Here is a 23,251-nt window from a genome sequence, read left to right on the forward strand (position 1 = left end):
GCATGGGAGCCATGGAGCGTGCATCTGTGGTCCGTGCGGCTGGCTGTGTGCTGTGGCGTCGCTCGACCTCCGGAGACGGCATCGAACTGGCCTTGGTCTTCCGGCCCAAGTGGTCGGACTGGTCTTGGCCCAAGGGCAAGCTCAAGCGGGATGAAACCTTCCGTAGCGCCGCACTTCGGGAGGTACTGGAAGAGACGGGTATGGCCTGCCGACTGGGGGCTGAACTCCCCTCGGCGGTCTACACCGACGCGCAAGACCGCCCGAAGATCGTCCGGTACTGGGCAGCGGAAGCTACGAGCGGCACGTTCGAGCCGAGCGATGAGGTCAGCGCAATCGACTGGCTGTCTCCCCAGGAAGCCCGTGAACGACTCACCTGGGACAGAGACCGGGAACTGATCCCTGCCCTTCTCGCCACCCTCGGGAGCCGTGATGTCTGAGCAAGAGCCCCACCCCTGGAATTCGCCGGCAGGGACCTTCAACGGTCAGCGTCGCCGAATGGGTTGCCGCTCAGTTGGAGCGGGCACCTGAGCCGAGCGACCAGCAGCGAGGCGTACTCGTGGCCCTCTTCAACAGGGAAGCGATTCGCCAACCCTGCCTGACGGAAGTCTCCTGTACGACAGTCCACCAAGTAGCAGCGCCAGACGCTTCCGGAGACGCAACGAGGGCCCTCCCCGGGATACGTGGGGAGGGCCCTCAGCCATGAGTGTACGGAGTCAGACAGACTGCGCCTTTGCGTACTCCACGAAGTGAGTCCACTCCGAAGCGGAGAACGTGAGGGCGGGCCCCTGAGGGTTCTTGCTGTCCCTGACAGGGACAGCACCATGGGCCTTCGCGTGGTCCGGCGCCCACTCGATGCACTGGCCTTCCCCAGCGCTGTATGTGCTCTTGACCCACCGCAGGGGCCTAGGGCCGGGAGTGTTGCTCATTTCGCGTGGTCCTCCATGATCTTGCGAATCAAAACAAGCGACTCCTCTTCGGAGAGCGCCGCCATGCGTAGCCGGTCGAACATGTTGACCGCAGAGGCCACCACGCCAGGCGTCTCGTCCACCTGTCCGCCGTGGGTCGGCGTTTCGGTGTAGACCGCGCGAGGCCTATCGTCCAACGCAAGCAGAGTAAAGGGCAGGTGGGATGGAGCGGCACCCGCTTTGTAGGGAAGAACCTGAAGGGCCACGTGGGGCGACTGCATGAGCACCGTGAGGTGATCAAGCTGCCCCACCATGACGGAGGGTCCGCCAACGACCGTCCGCAGCACAGCCTCGTGCACGATCACCCACAGCAACGGCGGATCGTCACGTTCCATGACCGCCTGCCGCCGCATGCGCAGCTCGACGCGCTCCTTGATTTGATCTTCGGACTCGCGCGGGAAGGAAGCGCGCATGACCGCCGCCGCATACTCAGGCGTCTGCAACAGACCCATCAGGAACGTGCACGAGTAGTCCGTGACTCCGCTCGCGGACTCCTCAAGCGTGATGTACGGCACAAACCAATCCGGGTGGCCCTGCTTGGCTAGCTTGTTCCGTAGTCGCCGATAGACCCCGGGCGTCCCGGCGACGCGGTCCATGGCCTCTGCGAATGCCTCCGAAGCCAGCACTGTGCCACTCTCAACCTTGCTGACTTGCGCTTGTTGATAGTGCAACTGCACGGCGAACTGTGCCTGAGACAGCCCAAGCGCTTCGCGCAGTGCCTTTGCCTCCTGGCCGAAGTAGGCCGCACCGTTCGCAGGCTCACGTGCCTGGTCGGCTCCCTCGCTCACGTGTTCAACTCCACGGTATTCCGCTTGCGTTGGAATGGCTCCAAGCCTTTTGAGCCTACGCCGAACCCGTCACTGTGGGTGCAGTCCCAGATGCAATTGCGCGACACCGTGAACGCAAAGGACCCAGCATGGACCAGGCACCCACCTACCAGCCCGCGAGCGGCGCGAGCCCTCCGCTTCCCGCCGTGCAAGTGCGGGCGCCCGGGGTGCCCTGACCAGGAGACCCCCGTTGCAGCGGACGACCAGTCGGAGCACGAGCGGACGGCTGACGGCGATAGCGAGCCGCTGGCACGCCTTCGTTCGCGGGTGCACGAGGACAACGCGCGACGGAAGCAGTTCGGCCCGCTGGGGCGGACGCTGTGAAGGCCGCCGCTGACCGTTCGCCGGCACGCCCTATGCGGGGAGTCCCGATGGGTGGTGGACGAAGTACGGGGGAGCCCTGGACGTGACTTCCGGCGTGGTCTACCTGCCGCCCGGCTTGCCGCATGTGCCGTGGCACTACCACCGCTATTGGCAGGGGCTTCCCGGGGCGCCGGTCTGCTTTCATCCGGCAGTCCAACCGATAGCGGGTGCCCGGCCCTTCGTAGGGGCGGGGCCGGGCACAGGCAAGCCAGCAAGACCGACTACAGGGAAACGCATGAACGGGCAGCAAGCGATCACGACAGCGGTCTATGTCGCAATGTGCGGCAACCGATACCACGCGGCCCAAGACTGCGTGCTATTGGGCAGATGCAGCCCCACGCACGTGGTTGTCGTATCGCTCAGGAAAGCCGAGAACACGCACAAGGCGCCGTGTCGCATGTGCTGCAACCGTTCTTGAAGCCCTACCTATCCCCCCGGTTGGGTGCGACAGCTCTGCAAGGTCACCGTTGTAGACCTATGGCCGTTGCCGGTCGCTCCCTCCATAGACCCCTCGTGCGCGCTGAATTGCACAGCGCATGTGAGGTGTAGTGCCCTACCCGCAATTCCGAGCGAAAGGAAATAACGTGCAGCTCATTGCACCCTTGCCCCTCCAGGGCCATGCCCCTGTGGCCGACATGCCGGGGGCTACCCGTCCGTTCGCTGTGGCCGGTGCCCGCTTCCGGCCCTCGATGTCGTCCGCGGTTCCGCAGCCCCGTCCGGTCTACAACCCGGCCACGCAGACGGCCCGGTTCCGGGACGGCACGGCGCTGACGGCGATGGCAACGTCGCAGAAGACGAACCCGGATGGCGACCCGAAGAACCCGCCGCCGCACGATGAGGGCGGCGACCCTGGATTCTTCGAGTGACGCATACCGTCCTGGTCGTGGATGGCCCCTTCGAGGCGGGAACTGATCTCGTCGTCGAGGGGCTGTCCGCAGCCGGCATCCCCGTCTTCCGTATGGATACCCGCGACTTCCCACACGAGCTGGAGTTACGTGCCAGCAACGTGGATGGGCAGTGGGTGGGTAGCCTTGCCAATAAATACCGCAGCGTCGAACTGACCGACGTAGGCGCCGTCTACTGGAACCGCCCCCGCCTGTTCGAGTTCCCCGAGCTGTCCGAATCAGATGCTCACTGGGCACGGGGCGCCGCTCGAATCGGATTCGGTGGCGTACTGACTAGCCTTCGTGCGCACTGGATGAATCATCCCACGCGGGCGTCTGCCGCCGAGTTCAAGCCCCAACAACTTCGCGTTGCGCGCTTGGCAGGATTGCCCACCCCTCGCACTCTGATCACCAACTCGGCTGATGAAGTCCGGAGTTTCGCTGACGGCATCGGCGGCCCCGTGATCACGAAGCCGCTCGGGACGCCTTACATTTCGCACACCAACGGTTCAGAAACGATGTATACGCGCGAGGTGGATCTCAGTTCCCTGGATGGTGTGGATCAGACTGCCCACCTGTTCCAGGAACGCGTCATCAAGGACTACGAGGTCCGGCTGATCTGCGTGGGCGGCGCCTGCCACAGCGTGAAGATCAAGACGCACAGTGAGGCCGCGGCGATTGACTGGCGAGCAGACTATGACTCGCTTGAGTACGAGCCGATCGACCCACCGGACGCCGTAACCGTCGGCGTCCGCTCGTACATGGCCAGGATGAGCCTGACCTACGCAGCGTTCGACTTCATCGTTCAACCGAATGGGGAGTGGACATTCTTGGAGGCCAACCCCTCCGGGCAGTGGGCCTGGCTTGACTGCCCGGAGATCCCACTCGCCTCGGCAATCTCACACACCTTGGAGGCTTGGTGCCGCCCATGAACTGGACTGCTCTCGCCAAGAACTTGGCCAGCATCTTGGTAGAGACGGGAGACCTCGCGTCGCCCCATTGGAAGGCCGCCTTCGAGGAGACTCCGCGGCACGTCTTCGTCCCGGCCTACTTCCAGAGCCAAGGAGGTACCCCCACGGTGTGGAAGCGGGTCGATTCGGCGGACGGGGAGGACTGGTACAACCCCATCTACACGAACACCACCCTCGTCACCCGGCTCGACCAGCAGTCCGGCGAGGCGTCAGAACGTCAGACCTCTGGTGTCCCCACGTCGTCCAGCACACAGCCGAGCCTCACGGCCCGGATGCTGGAGATCCTCGACATCCAAGAGGATGACGAAGTTCTGGACGCCGGCACCGGCAGTGGCTATCAGGCCGCTCTGATCGCGCATCGCCAGAAGGGTGCCCAGAGGCTCGTCACGGCGGACATCGACCCGGAGCTGACTGAGGCTGCACAGGCCAGCCTGAAGACGCTCGGCTACGAACCGGACGTCCTCACGGTGGACGTGAGCGCCTGGCGGTGGCAGAAGCAGTTCCACAAGGTGATCGTCACCTGTTCGCTGCCTCGCATCACCGCCACGCTCCAAGCCGCGGTGGCCCCGGGTGGCCGACTGGTGGCCAACGTCTTCCCTCCGCTCAGCAGCGCTCTGGCCGTCCTCGATGCGCATTCTGATGGGCGCCTTGAGGGCCGCTTCCACGTAGACGGCGGCTCGTTCATGCCTGCACGCGGACTGACGGCAGACCCACGCCCGTCCTCCGGCGAACTACCGGACGAGAGCGAGGGCGCAACGGACCTTCCGATCACAGCGTTCGACAGCTACCACTTCAATTTCCTGCTGGCCGCGCAACTGCCTGGGGTCCAGCTTCAGTACGGAACGGACGACAATGGGCAGGCAATGCGTCGCCTGGTGATGCCTGACGGCACATGGGCGGCAGGCTACTTCCCGGCCGACGAACCCTCTCTCTTCCGAGAGTCCGGTGCCCGTGGCATTTGGGAAACGGTCGTGAGTCGGTGGGCCTGGTTCGTCGAGAACGGGCACCCGACGTGGGACCGATTCGGGCTCACGGTCACGCCCGAAGGAGAGCATCGCATCTGGTTCGAGACGCCCGAAGGTCCGAGCTGGGTCGTCTGACGACAGCGACCAATTCCCCATGGTTGCCGGCTATGGTCAGGCGGCAGTGAGCGAGTGAATTGAATTTCCTGAAGCCGCTAATGGTTCAGGGAGCCGAAGGCCCCTGCATCGGAGCCGCGGGGGCCTTCAGTCTTTGCTCCAGTCACCAAGCAGGTGACCCAGCTGGATGGCGTACAGCTCCACCTGCCCCGGGTCCATGACGAGCAGCGACGCTTCCGTGGCACCGTCGCGGTGGTGGACGGTCACCGACAGGGCCGTCTGCTGGGCGCGGGCGTCGTAGGCGATGTCCCGCTGGTCGATCGTGATGTGTGAGATCACGGTGTCTCCTCATCGGTCGGGGAGGCCTGCTGCGCCCAACCTCTCGGCGGCAGGCGCGAACAGGGCTGTCAAGCACCCGGCGGGAGGAGCCTCCCGACGGCTGGTATTGACTCAACTCCCTTACGGCGCAGCGGGTAGGGGAGCAGAGTGGAGAGACGGTTGAACGGGTTGAACGCTCGGGGGTCCACGAGATGGCACCACGATCACGAACGCCGAATCTCGCGCTCGCCGAGGCCCTCTCACGGCTTCTGAAGCGCCCCGTCACCCGGCCCGAAGCCGGTCTCGGTGCGGGCTCCGACCCGGGCGAACCAGCCGATATCGCGGCGGGAGTGATGGATTTGGGCAGGGCCGATATGGACCCTTCGCGGCGGGCGGTGCTCGGCGCCGGGCTGTACTCTGCCGCGCTGGTCGTGCCGGGCTTCGACGCCGTCGCCGGGAGGGCTGAAGCGGCGACCGCCGGGCGTACGGTGCGGATCGGCGCGGGCGACGTGCAGACCGTCCGGAAGATGACGGAGAACGTCGCCGGCATCCTCGATGACCTCGGCGGAGCCCACGCACGGCCGATGGCCGCCGCCTTCCTCGTCAACACCGTCGGCCCCTACCTGAAGGCCGGCGGCACGGAAGAGGCCCGGAAGGCGATGCGGTCGGCCGCCGCCGACCTGGTCTATCTCACGGGCTGGATGGCCATGTACGAACGGGAACACCGCATCGGACAGCGGTACTTCGTCAAGGCCCTCAAGCTCGCCGGCGCCGCCGAGGACCACCTCACCTACTGCCGCACCCTGCGGGGCATGGCCTTGCAGGCATCCCGCCTCGGCCACGGCGCGAAAGCCCTCGAACTGGCCGACTCCGCCGCCGAAGCCGCCCCCGCCGCGGGCCCGCGCCTGACCGCGTTCCTCCGGGGGCAACAGGCCCACGGCGCCGCCATGGTGAAGGACCGCCGCCAGGCATTCACCCGGCTGCGGGAGACCGAAGCGGCCCTGTCGCGGGCTGACGGCCGTAACGACCACATCGGCGGCTACGACCGTGCCGCGTACGAATTCCATGTGGCGCACGTGCTGTGGGAGTTGGGCGACCGCCCTGCATCGGCCAGGGCGCTACGCCGCTCGAACCGCGTCCGGCCGACGCAGGAACGCCAGGGGCGCCTGCACACCAACGGACTTCTCGCCCGACGCCTCCTCGCCATGCGCCACGTGGAGGAGTCCTGCGACACCTGGGCCCGCTTCCTGGACGACTACACAGGAACCTCCAGCGCCCGCGGCGACGAGCACTTCACCGCCCTGCGGCAGGGGCTGCGGCCGTACCGCCGCCTTCCCGCCGTGCGCCAACTGTCCGACCGGGTACGGGAGGTGGCGCGGCTCAAGGCGGCGTAGGCCTGGCAGCGCCGGATGCCGCTGACGCCGTGCACGGGCCACGGATCGCCTCGTCCATGAGGACATGGAGCAGCCCGACGAGCGAAACGCTCCGCTACGGTCACCGCCCCCGCCCCCCCGCCCCCTCACCGCCGCCGCAACGAAGCGTCCGCGATGGCCGGTGGTACGTAGTAGCTGTCGGCGCGGTTGAGGTCGGTGCCCGGGGGGACGATGGTGTCGATGTGGTCCAGGGTGTCCGCGTCGAGGGTCACGTCCGACCCGTCCAGCATGCTGTTGAGCTGGTCGAGGGTGCGGGGGCCGATGATCACGGATGTCACGGCGGGGTGGGACCGGACGAAGGCGGTCGCCAGGTGGGGCAGGGGCAGGCCGGCCTCCGTCGCGACCTTCGAGAGGGCGCTGACCGCCTCCGCCTTGCGGGCGTTCCCGGGGACCGAGAGGTCGAACTTCTGGCTCTCCAGGCCGGCCCGGGAGCTGGCCGAGAGGTCGCGGCCGGACAGCCAGCCGGCGCTGAGCGGGCCCCAGGTCAGTACGCCCATGCCGTAGCGCTGCGCGGTCGGCAGCACCGCGTTCTCCGCCCCGCGCGCCAGCATCGAGTACGGCGGCTGCTCGGTGCGGAAGCGGAGGTGACCGCGGCGCTCGGCGGCCCACTGGGCCTCGACGATCTGCTCGGCGGGGAAGGTCGAGGAGCCGATGGCCCGGACCTTCCCGGCGCGTACCAGGTCGGAGAGCGCGGCGAGTGTCTCGTCGATATCGGTAGTCGGGTCGGGGCGGTGCATCTGGTAGAGGTCGATGTAGTCGGTGCCCAGACGGCGCAGGCTGTTCTCCACCGCTCGCACCAGCCAACGCCGGGAACTGCCGCTGTGGTTGGCGTCCGGTCCCATGGGGCTGACGGCCTTCGTGGCCAGGACGACGTCCTCGCGGCGCCCCTTGAGCGCCTTGCCGACGATCTCCTCGGACTCCCCGGCGGCGTACACATCCGCGGTGTCCACGAAGTTGATGCCGGCGTCCAGCGCACGGTGCACGATCCGTACGCAGTCGTCGTGATCGGTGTTGCCCCAGCCGCCCAGCATCATCGCGCCGAGCGCGTACTCGCTGACCGAGATGCCGGTGCCGCCGAGGATCCTGCGCTGCATGAGGTGCTCCATCCGTCTGCGAGTTCTCAGGGGCCCAGTAAGGGGTTGTTCCACGGGCCGTCTCGGGGGCGCGCCGGAGCGGGCTCCGGGGGCGCTCCGGAGGCGTCCGGGCACCACCTTGCTGTCCGTAGGGGTGGCGGAACAGGCCCGTCGCAACCTGGGCCGGTGGGAACCACCCGACCGGCCGTGCGCCGCATACTGGACCGATGCTGTACGCGGAAATCGAGATCAGCTCGTTCCTCAAGGCGCACCGCGCCGCGCTCGACCCGGCCGACCTTGGCCTGCCCGGCGGGGTGAACCGGCGCCGGGTGCGCGGGCTGCGGCGCGAGGAGGTCGCCCAGCTCGCCGGCATCAGCGTCGACTACTACACCCGGATCGAGCAGGGCCGGGCGCCCGCGATCTCCGACTCCGTCCTGGACGCCATCGCGCGGGCGCTACGGCTGTCCGACGGCGAGGTGACGTATCTGCGGAACATCGCCGTGCCCCGGCGCGCGGGCACGGAGTGCGTCGCCGGTCCCGCGCCCGGCCGGACCGTACGCCCCGAGATCCAGCAGGTCCTGGACGCGATGGGGGACACCGTCCCGGCCATCGTGGTCGGCCGCGGGCTGGACATCCTGGCCTGGAACACCCTGGGCGGCCGGATCGCCTTCGACCTGGAGGCGCTCGCCCCGGACCGGCGCAACACCGCGCTGCTGGTCTTCCTCGACCCGGCGGCGCGTGACCTGCACCCGGACTGGGAGGCGAAGGCCGAGGAGGTGGTCGGCAACCTGCGGGCCGACAGCGGGCGGCACCCCGACGACCCGCGGATCTGCGAGGTGGTCAATGAACTCCTCGCCCGCAGCCCGGACTTCCGGCGGATCTGGGAGACACAGTCGGTGCACGAGTGCCTGCGCGGCACCAAGCGCATCCGGCATCCGCAGGTGGGCGAGCTGCTCGTCGCGTTCGAGAGCTTCCGGCTGGGCAACGACCCGGACCAGGCGCTGGTGACGTACACCTCCCCGCGCGGCTCCGAGACGGAGCGGCGCATCCGGGAGCTGGGGAGGGCCCTGGCGGAGGAGCCGGCGCTGACCGCGTAGGGCGGGGGCCGGGGCATCCCCTGGGGCCAGGACCAGGGGCACTCCCTGGGGCGGGGCGGGGACCAGGGTCACCCCTTGGGAAGCGGACCGGGCTCACCCCCTGGGGAGCGGCCCAGGGTCACCCCCTGGGGGCCAGCGCCTCCCACCGCACGGTGACCTCGCCCTGCCGGCGCCGCCGCGGGTCCCCGGCCAGCGGCCAGTCCGCGGCCAGCGCCGCCACGGCGGCCCGCCAGCGCTGGCGGGCGCCCAGCGCGCCCAGCGGGGCGGCGGTGGCCCAGGCACGGTCGAAGTCGCGGAGGAAGGCATGGACCGGCTCCCCCGGCACATTGCGGTGGATCAGCGCCTTGGGGAGACGTTCGGCCAGGTCAGAGGGGGTTTCGAGGGTGCTGAGCCGGGCCGCGAAGGTGACCGTGCGCGGCCCCTCGGGGCCCAGCGCCACCCAGACGTGCCGCCGCCCGATCTCGTCGCAGGTGCCCTCGACCAGCAGCCCGCCGGGCGCCAGCCGGGCGCACAGCCGTCCCCACACGGCCGCGACCTCGTCCTCGTCGTACTGCCGCAGCACGTTCGCGGCCCGTATGAGGACCGGCGACCGCGTCCGCCGGCCCGGCAGCGGCACCTCGAAGCCCCCGTGGACGAAGTCCAGCCCCGGCCGCTCGTAGGCCCGCGCGGCCGCCACCCGTTCCGGGTCGATCTCGATGCCGACGACCCGGGCGTCCGGCCGGACGGTGCGCAGCCGGCCCAGCAGCTCCACCGCGGTCCAGGGCGCGGCGCCGTAGCCGAGGTCGACCGCGACGGGGTCGGCGGCGCGGCGCAGCAGGGCGCCGTGTTCCGCGGCGATCCAGCGGTCCATACGGCGCAGCCGGTTGGGGTTGGTGGTGCCGCGGGTGGCGTTTCCGACGGGTCGGGACGGTGCGGTCGCCGCGGCGGCGGCGGAGACGGAGGGGCGGCGGGCCATGCCCTTGAGAGTATGGGGTGGGCGCGGGTGCATCGTCCGGCGAGGCCCGGCCGGGCGCCGTAGGGGTCCGGCCCGGGTTCCGTCGGGGGCCTGCTCGGGGCCGTCCGAGGTCCCGTCGGGGTCCCCGCCAGGGCACCGCCAAGGCCCGCCGCCCCCGCTTGGTCACGCTTTGGCAAAGTACGCGGAGTGCGTGCCGGAAGGAAATGGATGGCCGGGGTCTGTTGTTGGACGGGGTCGGAGGCGCGCCGCCCGCCCCGCCTAGGAGGTAGCCCGACGTGAGCCCATCCGTGTCCCGGCTCCGCAGTCGTCCCCCTGGCCAGTTCCCGGGTCAGGCCCGGCTGCGGCTGCCCGGAAGCCCCCGCCGCCCGCGCCGGGTGGCGATGCTCAGCGTGCACACCTCCCCGCTGCATCAGCCCGGCACCGGCGACGCCGGCGGCATGAACGTCTACATCGTCGAGCTGGCCAGGAAGCTCGCCTCGATCAACATCGAGGTGGAGATCTTCACCCGCGCCACCACCGGCACCCTCCCGCCCGCCGTCGAGCTCGCCCCCGGCGTCCTCGTACGGCATGTGGACGCCGGCCCGTACGAGGGCCTGGCGAAGGAGGAGCTGCCCGCCCAGCTGTGCGCCTTCACCCATGGCGTGATGCAGGCCTGGGCCGGCCACCGCCCCGGCTACTACGACCTGGTGCACTCCCACTACTGGCTCTCCGGCCATGTCGGCTGGCTGGCCGGCGAGCGCTGGGGCGTCCCGCTGGTGCACGCCATGCACACCATGGCCAAGGTGAAGAACGCCGCGCTGGCCGTGGGTGACACCCCCGAGCCGGCCGCCCGGGTGATCGGCGAGACCCAGATCGTCCGGGCCGCGGACCGGCTGATAGCCAACACCGCCGAGGAGGCGGGCGAGCTCGCCCGGCATTACGAGGCCGAGCCCGGCAAGATCGCGGTGGTGCACCCCGGCGTCAACCTCGACCGCTTCCGGCCCACCGGCGGCGACGTCGCCGAGAGCCGGGCCGCCGCCCGCGCCCGCCTCGGCCTGCCGCAGGACGCGGTCATTCCGCTCTTCGCCGGCCGAATACAGCCGCTGAAGGCTCCCGACATCCTGCTGCGCGCGGCCGCCGCCCTGCTGGACGGGGACCCCTCGCTGCGCTCCCGTCTGGTGGTGCCGGTCGTCGGCGGGCCCAGTGGCAGCGGCCTGGCCAAGCCCGAGGGCCTGCAGAAGCTGGCCGCCCGGCTCGGCATCGCGGATCTGGTGCAGTTCCGCCCGCCGGTCGGCCAGGAACAGCTCGCCGACTGGTACCGCGCCGCATCCGTGCTGGTCATGCCGTCGTACAGCGAGTCCTTCGGACTGGTCGCCATCGAGGCGCAGGCCTGTGGCACCCCCGTCGTCGCGGCCGCGGTCGGCGGGCTGCCGGTGGCGGTGCGCGACGGCGTCAGCGGCTTCCTCGTCGCCGGCCACGACCCGGCCGACTACGCCCGCGCGCTCGCCCGCTTCGTCGCCGACCCGTCCCTCGCCACCCGTATGGGCACCGAAGCCGCCCGCCACGCCCAGTCCTTCGGCTGGGACACCGCCGCCGCGGCCACCGGCGACGTCTACACCGCCGCCATGCAGGAACACCGCCGTCACCTACGATCGCTCCATGGGTGACACGGGCGAGCAGCACGGGGTGAGCGGGGCGACGGGGCAGGCCGGGACGGCCGTGCCCGCGGGGGCGAGCGCGCGGACCGTGATCGAGCAGACGCTCAAGGACGCCGGCCTGGAGTGGGAGGCCCCCTCCGACGGCACCTACGTCATCAAGCTCCCCGGCACCCGCAAGCTCTCCACGACCTGCTCGCTGGTCGTCGGCCGGCACTCGCTCTCCATCAACGCCTTCGTCGTCCGCCGCCCCGACGAGAACCACGAGGCCGTGCACCGCTGGCTCCTCGAACGCAACACCCGTCTCTACGGCGTCGGTTACGCGATCGACAAGCTCGGCGACATCTACCTCGTCGGCAAGCTCCCCCTGGCCGCCGTCACCCCCGACGAACTCGACCGCATCCTCGGCACCGTCCTGGAGAACGCCGACGGCAGCTTCAACACCCTCCTGGAGATGGGCTTCGCCACGGCCATCCGCAAGGAGTACGCCTGGCGCGTGTCCCGCGGCGAGTCCACCCGCAACCTCGACGCCTTCGCGCATCTGACGCGGGGGTCTTCGGCTTAGGGGCACGGGGAGGCCGCAGCGGTCTCAGCCGTCTTCGGCGTCCCCGCCGCCACCGCGCCCGCCCCGGACTCCTGCTCCGGCAGCCCCCGGAGCAGCAGCCCGTAGCCCACCGCGGCCAGCGTCCCGACGGCCGCGCAGCCGGCCCACAGCGCATCGGCCCCGTACCGGTCGATCACCACACCGCCGAGCAGCGGGGCCGCGAGGGCCGCGACGGACCAGGACAGGGAGTACATGCCCTGGTAGCGGCCGCGGCCGTGCAGCGGGGAGAGACGTACCACCAGGCTCATCTGGGTGGGGGAGTTGATGATCTCGCCGAGGGTCCAGACGGTGACGGCGACCGCGTACATCGCGACCGAGCCGGCCAGCGCGGTCAGCCCGAAGCCGTAGCCCGCGAGCAGGGCGGAGCCGATGAGCAGCAGGGCCGGGCTGCGGTGCTCGATGAAGCGCGTCACGGGCAGTTGCAGCAGCACCACGAGCACGCCGTTGACCCCGATGGCCAGGCCGAAGTCGGCGCTGGAGAACCCGTCCTGACCCATCGTCACCGGCATCGAGACATAGGCCTGCTGGAAGAGCAGCGCGAGCAGCAGGTTGAGGCCGACGACGGTCATGAACCGCCCGTCGCGCAGCACGGTCAGCATCGAGACCGGGGCGGGGGCCGGGCCGGTGGCGGTGCCGTCGGGGCCGCCAGGCGTGCTCACGACGGGGCGCGATTCCGGCAGCTTCCAGAAGACGACCAGCGCACAGGCCAGCACGAGTGTGGACTCGCCCAGGAAGAGGGCCAGATAGCCGTGCTCGGCGATCAGTCCGGCGGCGGTGGAGGAGATGGCGAAGCCGAGGTTGATCGCCCAGTAGTTCAGGGCGAAGGCGCGGACGCGGTCCTCAGGGGCGACGAGGTCCGCCATCATCGCCTGGACGGCGGGGCGGGAGGCGTTGCTCGCCATCCCGACCAGGCCCGCCACCAGCGCGATGGCGACCGGGTCCGTCATGAAGCCGAGCAGCGCCACGGACGCCGCCGTGGACAGCTGCGCGATCAGCATCGTCGGCCGTCGCCCGAGCCGGTCGGTCATGACCCCGGCACCCACGGACGAGATCACCCCGCCCAGGCCGTGCAGGGCGGCCACCAGGCCCGCGTACGAGGCCGAGTAGCCGCGCTCGACGGTCAGATAGAGGGCGAGGAAGGTGGCGACGAAGGCGCCCAGCCGGTTGATCAAGGTGCTGGTCCACAGCCACCAGAACTGCCGGGGGAGACCGGAGACGCTCTCCAGGGCGGCCCGTCGGATACCGGACCGCCTGGCGGGCCCGGAAGTGGATGCGGACATGACAGTTCCCCCGTCAAGTGGTGATGCGGTGCGTGGCTGGAATACGGGCGGGCGCGACCGCACCGGGCAGCGGAAGGGGCGGTCGGCGAACGCGAAGGCGGTGGGCGGGTAAGTGGTGAAGGTGCATTCCGCACGCTACTGAGCGCCCGGCGCCGCCCGCCACTCAATTGACGGGAAGCGTCAACCGTCGCCGGGATGCCCAGCTCCTGGACCGGCTCAGGGCCTGGTCCGGATGTGGATTACGCTCGACGCCATGGCCGACGCACCGTACAAGCTGATCCTCCTCCGCCACGGCGAGAGCGAGTGGAACGCGAAGAACCTGTTCACCGGCTGGGTGGACGTCAATCTCAACGAGAAGGGCGAGAAGGAGGCAGTCCGCGGCGGAGAGCTGCTCAAGGACGCCGGCCTGCTCCCCGACGTAGTGCACACCTCCCTCCAGAAGCGCGCCATCCGCACCGCGCAGCTGGCCCTGGAGTCCGCCGACCGGCACTGGATCCCGGTCCACCGCAGCTGGCGGCTGAACGAGCGCCACTACGGCGCGCTCCAGGGCAAGGACAAGGCGCAGACCCTGGCCGAGTTCGGCGAGGAGCAGTTCATGCTCTGGCGCCGCTCGTACGACACCCCGCCGCCCGCCCTGGAGGACGGCGCCGAGTTCTCCCAGAGCGACGACCCGCGCTACGCCGGCATCCCCAGCGAGCTGCGCCCGCGCACGGAGTGCCTCAAGGACGTCGTCACGCGGATGCTGCCTTACTGGTACGACGGCATCGTCCCGGACCTCCGCGCCGGCCGCACGGTCCTGGTCGCCGCCCACGGCAACAGCCTCCGTGCCCTGGTCAAGCACCTGGACGGCATCTCCGACGAGGACATCGCCGGCCTGAACATCCCCACCGGCATCCCGCTCGCCTACGAGCTCGACGCCGACTTCCGCCCGGTCACCCCCGGCGGCACCTACCTCGACCCGGAGGCCGCCAAGGCCGCCATCGAGGCAGTGAAGAACCAGGGCAAGAAGAAGTAAGCCCGACTGCCCGACGCTTCCGAGCCCCCTGCCCGCGGCGATCCGCCGTGAGCAGGGGGCTTCGGGGTGCAGCCCCGGCCGGTCGTGGCTCCTCCTCCGCCCGCCCAGCCGCGCCCGAAGGGCGACCGGGCGACGGCGTGGCATCGGCTCCCTCATTCCCAACTCCCCTGTCACACCCCCCAATTACCCTGGCGGCATGAGTGAGCGATGCATACATGACTTGGTCGTCCAGCAGTGTGTGGACTGCGCCCCTGTCCCCGAGGGGCTGGTCAAGTTCGTCTATGTCACGGCCGGGGGCGAGGTCTTCCATCGGCTGTCGGGCTGCAAGGCGCTGGAGGAAGGGCAGGAGTACGCCCTGAGCATGGGGATGGAGACCCATCCCCGGCGCCGGGTCGCGCTGGCCGAGGCCACAGGGGAGGGGCGTGGCGCGTGTGCCTATTGCTTCTGGGACTACCAGCCCGCGTGAGGGGCGGGAGCTGAGGAGCGCTGATGGCCGGCCTGGGCAGGGGACGGGCCTGCGTCCCCGTCCGCCGCCCCTCAGACCCGCGCCCCCGGCACGTGCCGCGGCTCCCGCACCAGCCCGTAGATCACCAGCAGCGACATCGCCATGACGAAGATCGACCAGTACGGGAACGCCGACAGGAACATCAGCTGGCCGATCAGGCAGAGCGCGGCCAGCGCGATGCCGGCGATCCGCGCGGCCCGTACGCCCAGCAGGACGCCCAGACTGGCCAGGACCTGGGCGACGCCGATGATGATCCACACCCAGCCCCAGGCGGAGAAGTTGAAGATCAGCAGGCGGTTGCCGTGGTTGGCGGTGGTGGCGTAGTAGCCGTGGTCCAGCAGCGCCACGAAGCCGTTGATCAGGTCGAACAGGCCGCTGAGCATCAGCAGGATCGCGGCGAACGCCACCCAGTGGGAGCGCTCGGAAGGCGGCACGGGAGGGGTGTCCGAGGCGGGGGAGTTCTGCTGCATGAGTCCCATCTGGCCGGGCCGGATGGGGCGACGCAACGGGAGGGGAGCCGTTGGGGCGAGGCCTGCGGCGTCCCGAGGCAGCATGGAGTGAGGGGCGCGGGGAGCGCCGGGGGCACTGACCGTTCGCGACCGGAAGGATGAGCCCGATGCCCAAGTTCATGGACATCCATCACGGTATGAAGGGCCTCACGGCCGACCAGCTCCACGCGGCACACCAGGCCGACCTCGCCATCCAGAGCGAGGAGGGCGTGACCTTCGAGCACGCGTGGGCCGACACCGAGGCGGGGGACGTGTTCTGTCTCTCGGAAGCGCCGTCGGCGGGAGCGGTGCAGCGCATTCATGAGCGCGCCGGCCACAAGGCGGACGAGATCCATCCGCTGACGCTCAGCGTGTGACCCGGGTCCGGGGCGGCCCGTAAGGGTTACCCGCAGTTCCGGAACACGGCGGCGGCCCCGGCCGGAGTCGTCCGGCCGGGGCCGCGGTGGCGCTGTGCCGTGAACCGTCGGCGTCGCTAACAGCCCCCGCCGCACTGGCAGGGGCCGCCCGACTGGCAGCCGCAGCTGCAGCCCGGGCCGCAGCCGCAGGCGCCGAGCAGCGGGAGCCGCGGCCGGCCGGCCGCCGTCGGGGCGTCCTGGGACGTCGGGTTGGGGGAGTCCGCCATGGGTGCCATGCATTGCCTCCTAGGGGTCACCTGCTGCCCCATTGCAAGCCCGGCTGACGAGGCGCGTCAACGGCGCGCGGGAGCACACGTCAACGGCGCACGGTGGCCCAGGGGGCGGACTCGCGCGCTCCGCCCCCCGTCGCCGTTACGCGCCCTCGACGGCCGTCGGCGGGGCGATCTCGTCCGCGTGCTCGCCGGTGACCAGGTAGACGACGCGCTTGGCGACCGACACCGCGTGATCCGCGAAGCGCTCGTAGTAGCGGCCCAGCAGGGTCACGTCCACGGCCGTCTCGATGCCGTGCTTCCAGCGGTCGTCCATCAGGTGCTGGAAGAGGGTGCGGTGCAGCATGTCCATGGCGTCGTCGTCCTGCTCCAGCTGGAGCGCGAGGTCGACGTCCTTGGTGATGATGACCTCGGCGGCCTTGGCCATCAGGCGCTGCGCCAGCTGCCCCATCTCCAGGATGGTGGCGTGCAGGTCCTGCGGAACGGCGCTCTGCGGGAAGCGCAGCCGGGCCAGCTTGGCCACGTGCTGGGCCAGGTCGCCGGAGCGCTCCAGATCGGCGCTCATCCGCAGCGAGGTGACGACGATCCGCAGGTCGGTGGCGACCGGCTGCTGCCGCGCCAGCAGGGCGATGGCACGGGCCTCCAGGTCGCGCTGGAGGTCGTCGACCTTCTCGTCGGCGGCGATGACGTTCTCGGCCAGCTTGAGGTCCGCGTCGAGTATCGCCGTGGTGGCGCGCCCGATCGCGGAGCCGACGAGCCGGGCCATCTCGACCAGGCCCTCGCCGATCGAATCCAGCTCCTCGTGGTACGCGTCCCGCATCTGTGACCTTCTCTCGCTTCGATGTGGTGGTGTGGGCGTGGGGGGGAGGTGGAACGGGGTGCACGGTGACCTGTGCCCACGCTCTCACGGCCGGTGCCCGCGCGGCCGGAGTCCCGGAGGATGCCCGGCGGAGCCCGCACTCCGCGGTGCCGTCCCCGGAAGGGCTCGCGTCCGCGGTAGCTCAGGGTGTCCGGTCACGCGTCGGTGCGGGACCGGTCGGCACCCGCACCCTCACCCTGCGGGCACCGCGCGACCTGCGGTGCCACCGGGGGTGAACCCGCACCGACGTGAAGGTGAATTCTGGGCGACGTGACCGCTGCCCCGGAGGCGGCCGGGCGGTTCACCTGGCCGTGCGCCGGAGCGGCGGGGCGCTCGCGCCGGTGCCCCTTGGGGCGTGCGGCGGGCGGCGGCACGTTCCGCACCGGCCTCCGGAGTGAACCCGTGCGAACGCCACGGTGAACTCTGGGCGACGGCTGTTCGTGCGGGGCCTCACAGCGCTGGGGAAGTGTCCGACCCGGCGCATAACCTGGAGTCATGAACGTGGATGCGGCCGTCGCCGCAGTGGCAGCGATCGCCGGATTGTGCACCGGCGTCTTCGCCATGCTGGCGTTCCGCTGGAGCGAGCGCGACCAGGCCAAACCCACCCGCAGCTCGCTGCACACGGACGCCGTGCTGCCGCCCGGGGTCGACACCGTCCTCTCCGTGCTCCGCTCCTCCGCCGTGGTGCTCGACGAGGCCGACGCCGTCGTCAAGGCCAGCTCCGCCGCCTACGCCCTCGGGCTGGTCCGCGGCGGCAAACTCGCCGTCGAGCCCATGATGCAGATGGCCCGCGACACCCGCAGGGACGGCGAGATACGCCAGGTCGAACTGGATCTCCCGCGCCGCGGCACGGGCCGCGGCGAGGCCCTGGCGGTCTCCGCCAGAGTGGCCCCGCTCGGCTCCCGGCTCGTCCTGCTGCTGGTCGAGGACCTCACGGAGGCCCGCCGCATAGAGGCGGTCCGCCGCGACTTCGTCGCCAACGTCAGCCATGAGCTCAAGACGCCCGTCGGCGCCCTGTCGCTGCTCTCCGAGGCCGTCATGGACGCCAGCGACGACCCGGAGGCCGTCGAGCGCTTCGCCGGCCGGATGCAGAACGAGGCGACCCGCCTGACCAGCCTCGTCCAGGAGCTGATCGACCTCTCCCGGGTGCAGAACGACGACCCGCTGGAGGACGCCGAGCCGGTCCGGGTCGACGAGCTGGTGGCCGAGGCGATGGACCGCTGCCGCCAGCAGGCCGGCGCGAAGCAGATCACCATGGCGGCCGGCGGCACGGCGGACCTGAGCGTCTGGGGCAACCGCGGCCAGCTCGCGGCGGCCCTGGGCAACCTCGTCGAGAACGCCGTCAACTACTCCCCGGCGCGCACCCGCGTCGGGATCGCCGGGCGGCGGGTCTCCGCGCCCGGCGGCGACCTGATCGAGATCGCGGTGACCGACCAGGGCATCGGGATATCCGAGAAGGACCGGGACCGCATCTTCGAGCGGTTCTACCGTGTGGACCCGGCGCGCTCGCGCGCCACCGGCGGGACCGGCCTCGGCCTCGCCATCGTCAAGCACGTGGCCGCCTCGCACGGCGGGGAGGTCACGGTGTGGAGCGCTGAGGGACAGGGCTCCACCTTCACCCTGCGTCTCCCGGAAGCCGGGGCCGTACGCGACCGCGAACGGCCCGCGGACCTCACAGCGGAGGGCCTCGACGATGAGGACCGCCCGTACGAGACCTTCAACGATCCGCTCCCTGCTCACCCAGCCCCGGAGGTCCTTCCGTGACCCGAGTGCTTGTCGTCGAGGACGAGGAATCGTTCAGCGATGCACTGTCGTACATGCTTCGCAAGGAGGGCTTCGAGGTCGCCATCGCGGCGACGGGCCCTGACGGACTGGACGAGTTCGAGCGCAACGGCGCCGATCTCGTGCTGCTGGACCTGATGCTGCCCGGTCTGCCCGGCACCGAGGTCTGCCGCCAGCTGCGCGGCCGCTCCAACGTCCCGGTCATCATGGTGACTGCCAAGGACAGCGAGATCGACAAGGTCGTCGGCCTGGAGATAGGGGCCGATGACTACGTCACCAAGCCCTTCTCCTCCCGCGAACTGGTCGCCCGTATCCGCGCCGTGCTGCGCCGCCGCGGCGAGCCGGAGGAGGTCGCCCCGCAGGCCCTGGAGGCCGGCCCGGTCCGGATGGACGTGGACCGCCATGTCGTCACGGTCTCCGGCGGCAAGGTCGATCTGCCGCTGAAGGAGTTCGACCTCCTGGAGATGCTGCTGCGCAACGCCGGCCGGGTGCTGACCCGTATGCAGCTCATCGACCGGGTCTGGGGCGCCGACTACGTGGGCGACACCAAGACCCTGGACGTGCACGTCAAGCGGCTGCGCGCCAAGATCGAGCCCGACCCGGGCGCACCGCGGTACCTCGTCACGGTCCGCGGCCTGGGCTACAAGTTCGAGCCGTAAACCGCACCGCGCAGCGCGCCGTTCGCCCGTGAGCCGCCACCAGGCGGCGCACCGCTGCGCCGCCTGGTGGCGGCGTCACACCACGCGTCAGGGGCGCCCCTCCGATCCCGGAGGGGCGCCCCTGACGCGTGGTGTGAGGGCCGGTCTCAGTGGCCGGCGTGCCCCGGCTCGGACGGCTTGCTGGAACCGGACGGGGACGCCGACCCCGACGCCTTGCCCGGCTCCGAGGGCTTGCCCGAACCGGACGGCGACGCCGAGCCGGACGGCGAGGGCACCTGCGAGGGCCCGTAGCCCTCGAAGTAGTCCTTCGCCGGGACGACATAGGCGTTGATCCGCACCGTGCCGGTGGAGCTGAACTTGAAGCTCAGGGGCTGCGCGTTGCCGTCCTGGACGGCCTCCCGGCCGCTGGCGAGGACGGCTGAGGGGTTGCCCTCGCCGCCGATCACGACGGAGCCGCCGGCGGGCACGGTGATCGGGCCGGAACCGTGGTCGGCCGGCGCGAGCTTGGCCGTCTGGCCGGTGCCGTTGACGGAGATCGCGGTCAGCTTCTGGTCCTTGGCGCCGCTGTTGAACAGCGTCGCGGAGACCACGGCCGGGCCCTTGGCGTCCAGCTCGGGCTGGGTGATCACGTTGGCGTTCTGAATCTTGATGTCGCCCACGGAGGTCGCGGCGTTGTCCGGCTTGACCGCAAGCGTCTGGGCGTCGTTCCCGGCCGCACACGCGGACAGCGTGGCGGCGGAGAGCGAAAGGACGGTGGCGGCGAGGACGCCGCGTCGAAGGCTGCGGCTCACGGCGGCGGCATCTCCTTGACGAGCTACGGCGGCCGAACGTTCGTGCCCGGTCGCGGATGGACGGCTGGGGCGGCGCTCCGCACGCGTCATGACGACGGGTGCGTAAAGCCGCCCTAAGGGTGTGTCAGCGCCGCTAGGTTACCGAGCCGCCCTCGCGCCGCCGCACCCGACCCGCCCCCAGCGTGATCAGCGGCCCGCCGGCGCCCTCCGGGCGCCGTTCAGGGCCACGCCGCGCGGCCCCGGAAGGAAAACCGACCGCATGGCCGGAGACCGGCTGGGAAGCGGACCCGAGAACGTTCCTCAAGAACGGGTATGAATTTTCGCCAAGAGGCCGTTCGGGTGGCCGGTGGCGGGTTTCCTTCCTGGGAAAAGCAGTATTCGCAGGGAATGTGAAGGGCGCGCGGAATTGATCACGCTGTTCCTCCGCCGGTTCGTGATCAATTCGGGAATCCGCCCCGAGAGGCCCGTGAGCAGCCGAACGGAGTAGCGGAACTCGCTCGGGTGGATCCGTGCAAAACGGGACGTTCGGCCTGTCGATCATCGACTTCCCGGTACGTGACGGGCATGTTTCCGCTCACCCGTGCAGCCCCTCCGACCTGCGAATACCCGCCTCCCGGGGCCCCTCGCAGCACGTTCCGGTCGCTGTTGTCAAGCCCCGAGATATGCCCTGACCTGCGAAAACGCCATTCAGAACGGCCCGTTCCCGTGTTAGCATGGATAGCCACGGAAGGGGTACCTGTCACATGACGTTCAAGGTTGGCGACACCGTGGTCTATCCCCATCACGGGGCCGCGCTGATCGAGGCCATCGAAACTCGCCAGATCAAAGGCGTGGACAAGACCTACTTGGTGCTGAAGGTCGCCCAGGGCGACTTGACTGTTCGTGTGCCAGCGGACAATGCGGAGTTCGTCGGCGTACGCGACGTGGTTGGTCAGGACGGGCTGGACCGGGTCTTCGAGGTGCTTCGTGCACCGTATGCCGAAGAGCCGACGAACTGGTCCCGTCGCTACAAGGCAAATCTCGAGAAGCTCGCTTCCGGCGATGTGATCAAGGTTGCCGAAGTGGTCCGTGACCTGTGGCGGCGTGAGCGTGAGCGCGGACTTTCCGCCGGTGAGAAGAGGATGCTCGCGAAGGCGCGCCAGATTCTGGTGAGCGAACTCGCCCTCGCGGAGAACACCAACGAGGACAAGGCCGAGGCCCTGCTCGACGAGGTACTCGCGTCCTGACGCTGAAGCGTTGGCACTGTCCGGCAGTGGTGAGGGCCGGCGCAGTGACCCCCGGTGCGAGGAGGTCCCACGCAGTGGGGTCCCAGCACGCACCGATATCCAACGCAGCGATGACGTAGCAATGCCGCGGTGCCCGAGTGACGATCGACTCCCTGAGGGGAGAGGTCCGTTGCCGGGCGCTGCGGCATATCTGCGGGTGCTGCGACGGATCAACGGGGGGCGAACAGCCGGTGTCGGCGAGAACCGCCGCCCCCCTGTGACGTGCCGGGCCCGGGCAGCTGTCTCGACCGCTGTCACGGAAGGGTCCGGTCAAGGCGTCGCGCCCGGCACTCCCCCCGTAGGGGGCACGCCCAGGCCATACCCACCTCGCCCGAGGAAACAAACCTGTCTGCGTCAATTCCGGGCTCGCCCCGGACTCCGGAGCCATCGATGTCAGATCCCTCCCGTCCGATCCGCACCGCCGCGGTGATTCCCGCCGCCGGCCGCGGTGTCCGGCTCGGTCCCGGCACCCCCAAGGCGCTGCGCACCCTGGGCGGCACCCCGATGCTGGTGCACGCCGTCCGCGCGATGGCCGCCTCGCGCGCGGTCTCCGTGATCGTCGTGGTCGCCCCGTCCGACGGCGCCGCCGAGGTCAGCCGCCTGCTCGACGAGCATCCGCTCCCCGAGCGCACCGATCTGCGGGTCGTCCCCGGCGGCGCGACCCGCCAGGAGTCCGTACAGCTGGGTCTGGCGGCGCTCCCGGACACCATCGACGTCGTGCTGGTGCATGACGCCGCGCGGCCGCTGGTCCCGGTCGACACGGTCGACGCGGTGGTCGCCGCCGTCCGCGCCGGTGCGCCGGCCGTCGTTCCGGCGCTGCCGCTGGCCGACACCGTCAAGCAGGTCGATCCGCAGCCGCAGGGCGCCCCCGAGCCGGTCGTCGGGACCCCGGAGCGGGCGCTGCTGCGCGCCGTACAGACCCCGCAGGGCTTCGATCTGGCGACCCTGCGCAAGGCGCACGACACCGTCGTCGAGGGCGAGGGCGCCACCGACGACGCCGGGCTGGTGGAACGGCTCGGTTCGCCGGTCGTGGTCGTCCCCGGCCACGAGGAGGCGTTCAAGGTGACCCGGCCGCTGGACCTGGTCCTGGCCGAGGCCGTACTCGCCCGCAGGAGGGTCAACGATGGCTATGTCTGAGCCGACCACCCCGATCACCCCGCACGCGCCCCTGGTGCCGCTCGTCGGCATCGGAACCGACGTGCACGCCTTCGAGCAGGGCCGTGAGCTGTGGTGCGCCGGGCTGCTCTGGGACGCGGCGGAGAGCGGCGGATACGGCCTGGCCGGCCACAGCGACGGTGATGTGGCGGCGCACGCCGCCTGTGACGCGCTGTTCTCGGCGGCCGGCGTCGGCGACCTCGGCGCGCACTTCGGCACCGGCCGCCCCGAATGGTCCGGCGCCTCCGGTGTGACGCTGCTGGCCGAGGCCGCGCGGATCGTCCGCGCCGAGGGCTTCACCATCGGCAACGTCGCGGTGCAGGTCATCGGTGTCCGCCCGAAGGTCGGCAAGCGCCGGGACGAGGCCCAGAAGGCGCTCTCGACGGCCGTCGGGGCGCCGGTCTCGGTCTCCGGCACGACCTCGGACGGACTCGGGCTGACCGGCCGCGCCGAGGGCCTGGCCGCGGTCGCCACGGCGATCGTCTTCCGTACGGCCTGACCGGGTCCCGCGGGCCCGGACCGGCGGACGCGGCGCCCGGCATTCCCCCCCAAGGGGCGGGGAAGGCCGGCGGCCCCCCGGGGGTGGGGGGCCCCAACGAGGAA

Annotated in this window: 25 protein-coding genes; 16 read left to right on the forward strand and 9 right to left on the reverse strand. The window is 70.5% G+C overall.

Translation table 11 applies throughout. The features are described 5' to 3' along the window. Positions 1 to 11: 11 nt before the first annotated feature. Entirely contained in the window at positions 12 to 437 is a 426-nt protein-coding gene (locus tag ACFW5B_RS31315) for an NUDIX hydrolase (RefSeq protein WP_386447073.1), read from the forward strand. 276 nt (positions 438 to 713) lie between these two features. On the opposite strand, the gene ACFW5B_RS31320 is transcribed toward ACFW5B_RS31315, so the two are convergent. Next, a complete protein-coding gene (locus tag ACFW5B_RS31320) occupies positions 714 to 926 on the reverse strand; it encodes a DUF397 domain-containing protein (RefSeq protein WP_386447076.1) in 213 nt (70 codons plus the stop codon). Next, the gene (locus ACFW5B_RS31325; RefSeq protein ID WP_386447079.1) at positions 923 to 1,753 is read right to left on the reverse strand and encodes a helix-turn-helix domain-containing protein; all 831 of its coding nucleotides are present in this window, start codon (positions 1,751 to 1,753) and stop codon (positions 923 to 925) included. The genes ACFW5B_RS31320 and ACFW5B_RS31325 overlap by 4 nt, the downstream gene beginning before the upstream one ends. A gap of 986 nt (positions 1,754 to 2,739) precedes the next feature. On the opposite strand from ACFW5B_RS31325, the gene tgmA reads away from it, so the two are divergent. Genes tgmA through ACFW5B_RS31340 form a run of 3 tightly spaced genes read left to right on the forward strand, consistent with a single transcriptional unit; the run spans position 2,740 to position 5,110 of the window. Then, positions 2,740 to 3,021, forward strand: a complete 282-nt coding sequence (gene tgmA, locus ACFW5B_RS31330; protein WP_386447082.1) for a putative ATP-grasp-modified RiPP — start codon at positions 2,740 to 2,742, stop codon at positions 3,019 to 3,021. 17 nt (positions 3,022 to 3,038) lie between these two features. Further along, positions 3,039 to 3,971 carry an MvdC/MvdD family ATP grasp protein gene (locus ACFW5B_RS31335; protein WP_386447085.1) on the forward strand — a complete coding sequence of 311 codons (933 nt, stop codon included), beginning with the start codon at positions 3,039 to 3,041 and terminating at the stop codon, positions 3,969 to 3,971. After that, the gene (locus ACFW5B_RS31340) at positions 3,968 to 5,110 is read left to right on the forward strand and encodes a methyltransferase domain-containing protein (protein ID WP_386447089.1); all 1,143 of its coding nucleotides are present in this window, start codon (positions 3,968 to 3,970) and stop codon (positions 5,108 to 5,110) included. Before ACFW5B_RS31335 ends, ACFW5B_RS31340 begins: the two co-directional genes overlap by 4 nt. Before the next feature lie 126 nt (positions 5,111 to 5,236). Here ACFW5B_RS31340 and ACFW5B_RS31345 read toward each other — a convergent pair whose 3' ends face one another. Further along, positions 5,237 to 5,428, reverse strand: a complete 192-nt coding sequence (locus tag ACFW5B_RS31345; RefSeq protein ID WP_386447091.1) for a hypothetical protein — start codon at positions 5,426 to 5,428, stop codon at positions 5,237 to 5,239. 353 nt (positions 5,429 to 5,781) lie between these two features. On the opposite strand from ACFW5B_RS31345, the gene ACFW5B_RS31350 reads away from it, so the two are divergent. Next, positions 5,782 to 6,801 (forward strand): hypothetical protein, encoded by a 1,020-nt coding sequence (locus ACFW5B_RS31350; protein WP_386447094.1) that lies wholly within the window; start codon positions 5,782 to 5,784, stop codon positions 6,799 to 6,801. Positions 6,802 to 6,926: 125 nt separating this feature from the next. On the opposite strand, the gene ACFW5B_RS31355 is transcribed toward ACFW5B_RS31350, so the two are convergent. Further along, positions 6,927 to 7,934: an aldo/keto reductase gene (locus tag ACFW5B_RS31355; RefSeq protein WP_386447097.1), complete on the reverse strand. Its 1,008-nt coding sequence runs from the start codon at positions 7,932 to 7,934 to the stop codon at positions 6,927 to 6,929. A 206-nt stretch (positions 7,935 to 8,140) separates the two neighbouring features. Here ACFW5B_RS31355 and ACFW5B_RS31360 point away from each other — a divergent pair, with 206 nt between their 5' ends. Further along, the gene (locus ACFW5B_RS31360) at positions 8,141 to 9,010 is read left to right on the forward strand and encodes a helix-turn-helix transcriptional regulator (protein WP_386447100.1); all 870 of its coding nucleotides are present in this window, start codon (positions 8,141 to 8,143) and stop codon (positions 9,008 to 9,010) included. A 118-nt stretch (positions 9,011 to 9,128) separates the two neighbouring features. Here the strand turns inward: ACFW5B_RS31360 and ACFW5B_RS31365 are convergent, their stop codons facing one another. Beyond that, entirely contained in the window at positions 9,129 to 9,965 is an 837-nt protein-coding gene (locus ACFW5B_RS31365) for a class I SAM-dependent methyltransferase (protein WP_386447103.1), read from the reverse strand. A 275-nt stretch (positions 9,966 to 10,240) separates the two neighbouring features. On the opposite strand from ACFW5B_RS31365, the gene mshA reads away from it, so the two are divergent. After that, positions 10,241 to 11,611: a D-inositol-3-phosphate glycosyltransferase gene (gene mshA, locus ACFW5B_RS31370; RefSeq protein WP_386447106.1), complete on the forward strand. Its 1,371-nt coding sequence runs from the start codon at positions 10,241 to 10,243 to the stop codon at positions 11,609 to 11,611. Next, on the forward strand, positions 11,604 to 12,164 hold the full coding sequence (locus tag ACFW5B_RS31375) for a YbjN domain-containing protein (RefSeq protein ID WP_386447108.1): 561 nt from the start codon (positions 11,604 to 11,606) through the stop codon (positions 12,162 to 12,164). Before mshA ends, ACFW5B_RS31375 begins: the two co-directional genes overlap by 8 nt. On the opposite strand, the gene ACFW5B_RS31380 is transcribed toward ACFW5B_RS31375, so the two are convergent. Further along, positions 12,161 to 13,483, reverse strand: a complete 1,323-nt coding sequence (locus ACFW5B_RS31380) for an MDR family MFS transporter (RefSeq protein WP_386447111.1) — start codon at positions 13,481 to 13,483, stop codon at positions 12,161 to 12,163. The two genes, ACFW5B_RS31375 and ACFW5B_RS31380, sit on opposite strands and share 4 nt — an antisense overlap. 253 nt (positions 13,484 to 13,736) lie before the next feature. Between ACFW5B_RS31380 and ACFW5B_RS31385 the strand changes: the two genes are divergently transcribed. Together ACFW5B_RS31385 and ACFW5B_RS31390 are read left to right on the forward strand one after the other, a co-directional pair. Beyond that, positions 13,737 to 14,498, forward strand: coding sequence for a phosphoglyceromutase (locus ACFW5B_RS31385; protein WP_386447114.1), 762 nt, complete (start codon positions 13,737 to 13,739; stop codon positions 14,496 to 14,498). A gap of 196 nt (positions 14,499 to 14,694) precedes the next feature. Then, positions 14,695 to 14,964 (forward strand): hypothetical protein, encoded by a 270-nt coding sequence (locus ACFW5B_RS31390; protein WP_386447117.1) that lies wholly within the window; start codon positions 14,695 to 14,697, stop codon positions 14,962 to 14,964. Between the two features lie 71 nt (positions 14,965 to 15,035). Here the strand turns inward: ACFW5B_RS31390 and ACFW5B_RS31395 are convergent, their stop codons facing one another. Next, positions 15,036 to 15,473 (reverse strand): hypothetical protein, encoded by a 438-nt coding sequence (locus tag ACFW5B_RS31395; RefSeq protein WP_386447120.1) that lies wholly within the window; start codon positions 15,471 to 15,473, stop codon positions 15,036 to 15,038. Positions 15,474 to 15,619: 146 nt separating this feature from the next. Between ACFW5B_RS31395 and ACFW5B_RS31400 the strand changes: the two genes are divergently transcribed. Further along, positions 15,620 to 15,868, forward strand: coding sequence for an SCO4226 family nickel-binding protein (locus ACFW5B_RS31400; protein ID WP_386447123.1), 249 nt, complete (start codon positions 15,620 to 15,622; stop codon positions 15,866 to 15,868). Between the two features lie 411 nt (positions 15,869 to 16,279). On the opposite strand, the gene phoU is transcribed toward ACFW5B_RS31400, so the two are convergent. After that, on the reverse strand, positions 16,280 to 16,957 hold the full coding sequence (phoU, locus tag ACFW5B_RS31405) for a phosphate signaling complex protein PhoU (protein WP_129294800.1): 678 nt from the start codon (positions 16,955 to 16,957) through the stop codon (positions 16,280 to 16,282). Positions 16,958 to 17,491: 534 nt separating this feature from the next. Here phoU and ACFW5B_RS31410 point away from each other — a divergent pair. Together ACFW5B_RS31410 and ACFW5B_RS31415 are read left to right on the forward strand one after the other, a co-directional pair. Then, positions 17,492 to 18,760: a sensor histidine kinase gene (locus ACFW5B_RS31410; RefSeq protein WP_386447127.1), complete on the forward strand. Its 1,269-nt coding sequence runs from the start codon at positions 17,492 to 17,494 to the stop codon at positions 18,758 to 18,760. After that, entirely contained in the window at positions 18,757 to 19,437 is a 681-nt protein-coding gene (locus ACFW5B_RS31415; protein ID WP_030063828.1) for a response regulator transcription factor, read from the forward strand. The genes ACFW5B_RS31410 and ACFW5B_RS31415 overlap by 4 nt, the downstream gene beginning before the upstream one ends. Positions 19,438 to 19,583: 146 nt before the next feature. Here ACFW5B_RS31415 and ACFW5B_RS31420 read toward each other — a convergent pair whose 3' ends face one another. Then, a complete protein-coding gene (locus ACFW5B_RS31420) occupies positions 19,584 to 20,228 on the reverse strand; it encodes a DUF461 domain-containing protein (protein WP_386447130.1) in 645 nt (214 codons plus the stop codon). A gap of 743 nt (positions 20,229 to 20,971) precedes the next feature. Here ACFW5B_RS31420 and ACFW5B_RS31425 point away from each other — a divergent pair. From ACFW5B_RS31425 to ispF, 3 genes are all read left to right on the forward strand, one after another. Beyond that, complete coding sequence (locus tag ACFW5B_RS31425) at positions 20,972 to 21,454, forward strand: CarD family transcriptional regulator (protein ID WP_003953493.1); 483 nt, start codon at positions 20,972 to 20,974, stop codon at positions 21,452 to 21,454. Between the two features lie 429 nt (positions 21,455 to 21,883). Beyond that, positions 21,884 to 22,630: a 2-C-methyl-D-erythritol 4-phosphate cytidylyltransferase gene (gene ispD, locus ACFW5B_RS31430; protein WP_386447133.1), complete on the forward strand. Its 747-nt coding sequence runs from the start codon at positions 21,884 to 21,886 to the stop codon at positions 22,628 to 22,630. Further along, positions 22,623 to 23,147, forward strand: a complete 525-nt coding sequence (ispF, locus tag ACFW5B_RS31435; protein ID WP_386447136.1) for a 2-C-methyl-D-erythritol 2,4-cyclodiphosphate synthase — start codon at positions 22,623 to 22,625, stop codon at positions 23,145 to 23,147. The genes ispD and ispF overlap by 8 nt, the downstream gene beginning before the upstream one ends. Positions 23,148 to 23,251: the final 104 nt, after the last annotated feature.

The organism is Streptomyces sp. NPDC058773 (assembly GCF_042746015.1).
GTDB lineage: Bacteria > Actinomycetota > Actinomycetes > Streptomycetales > Streptomycetaceae > Streptomyces.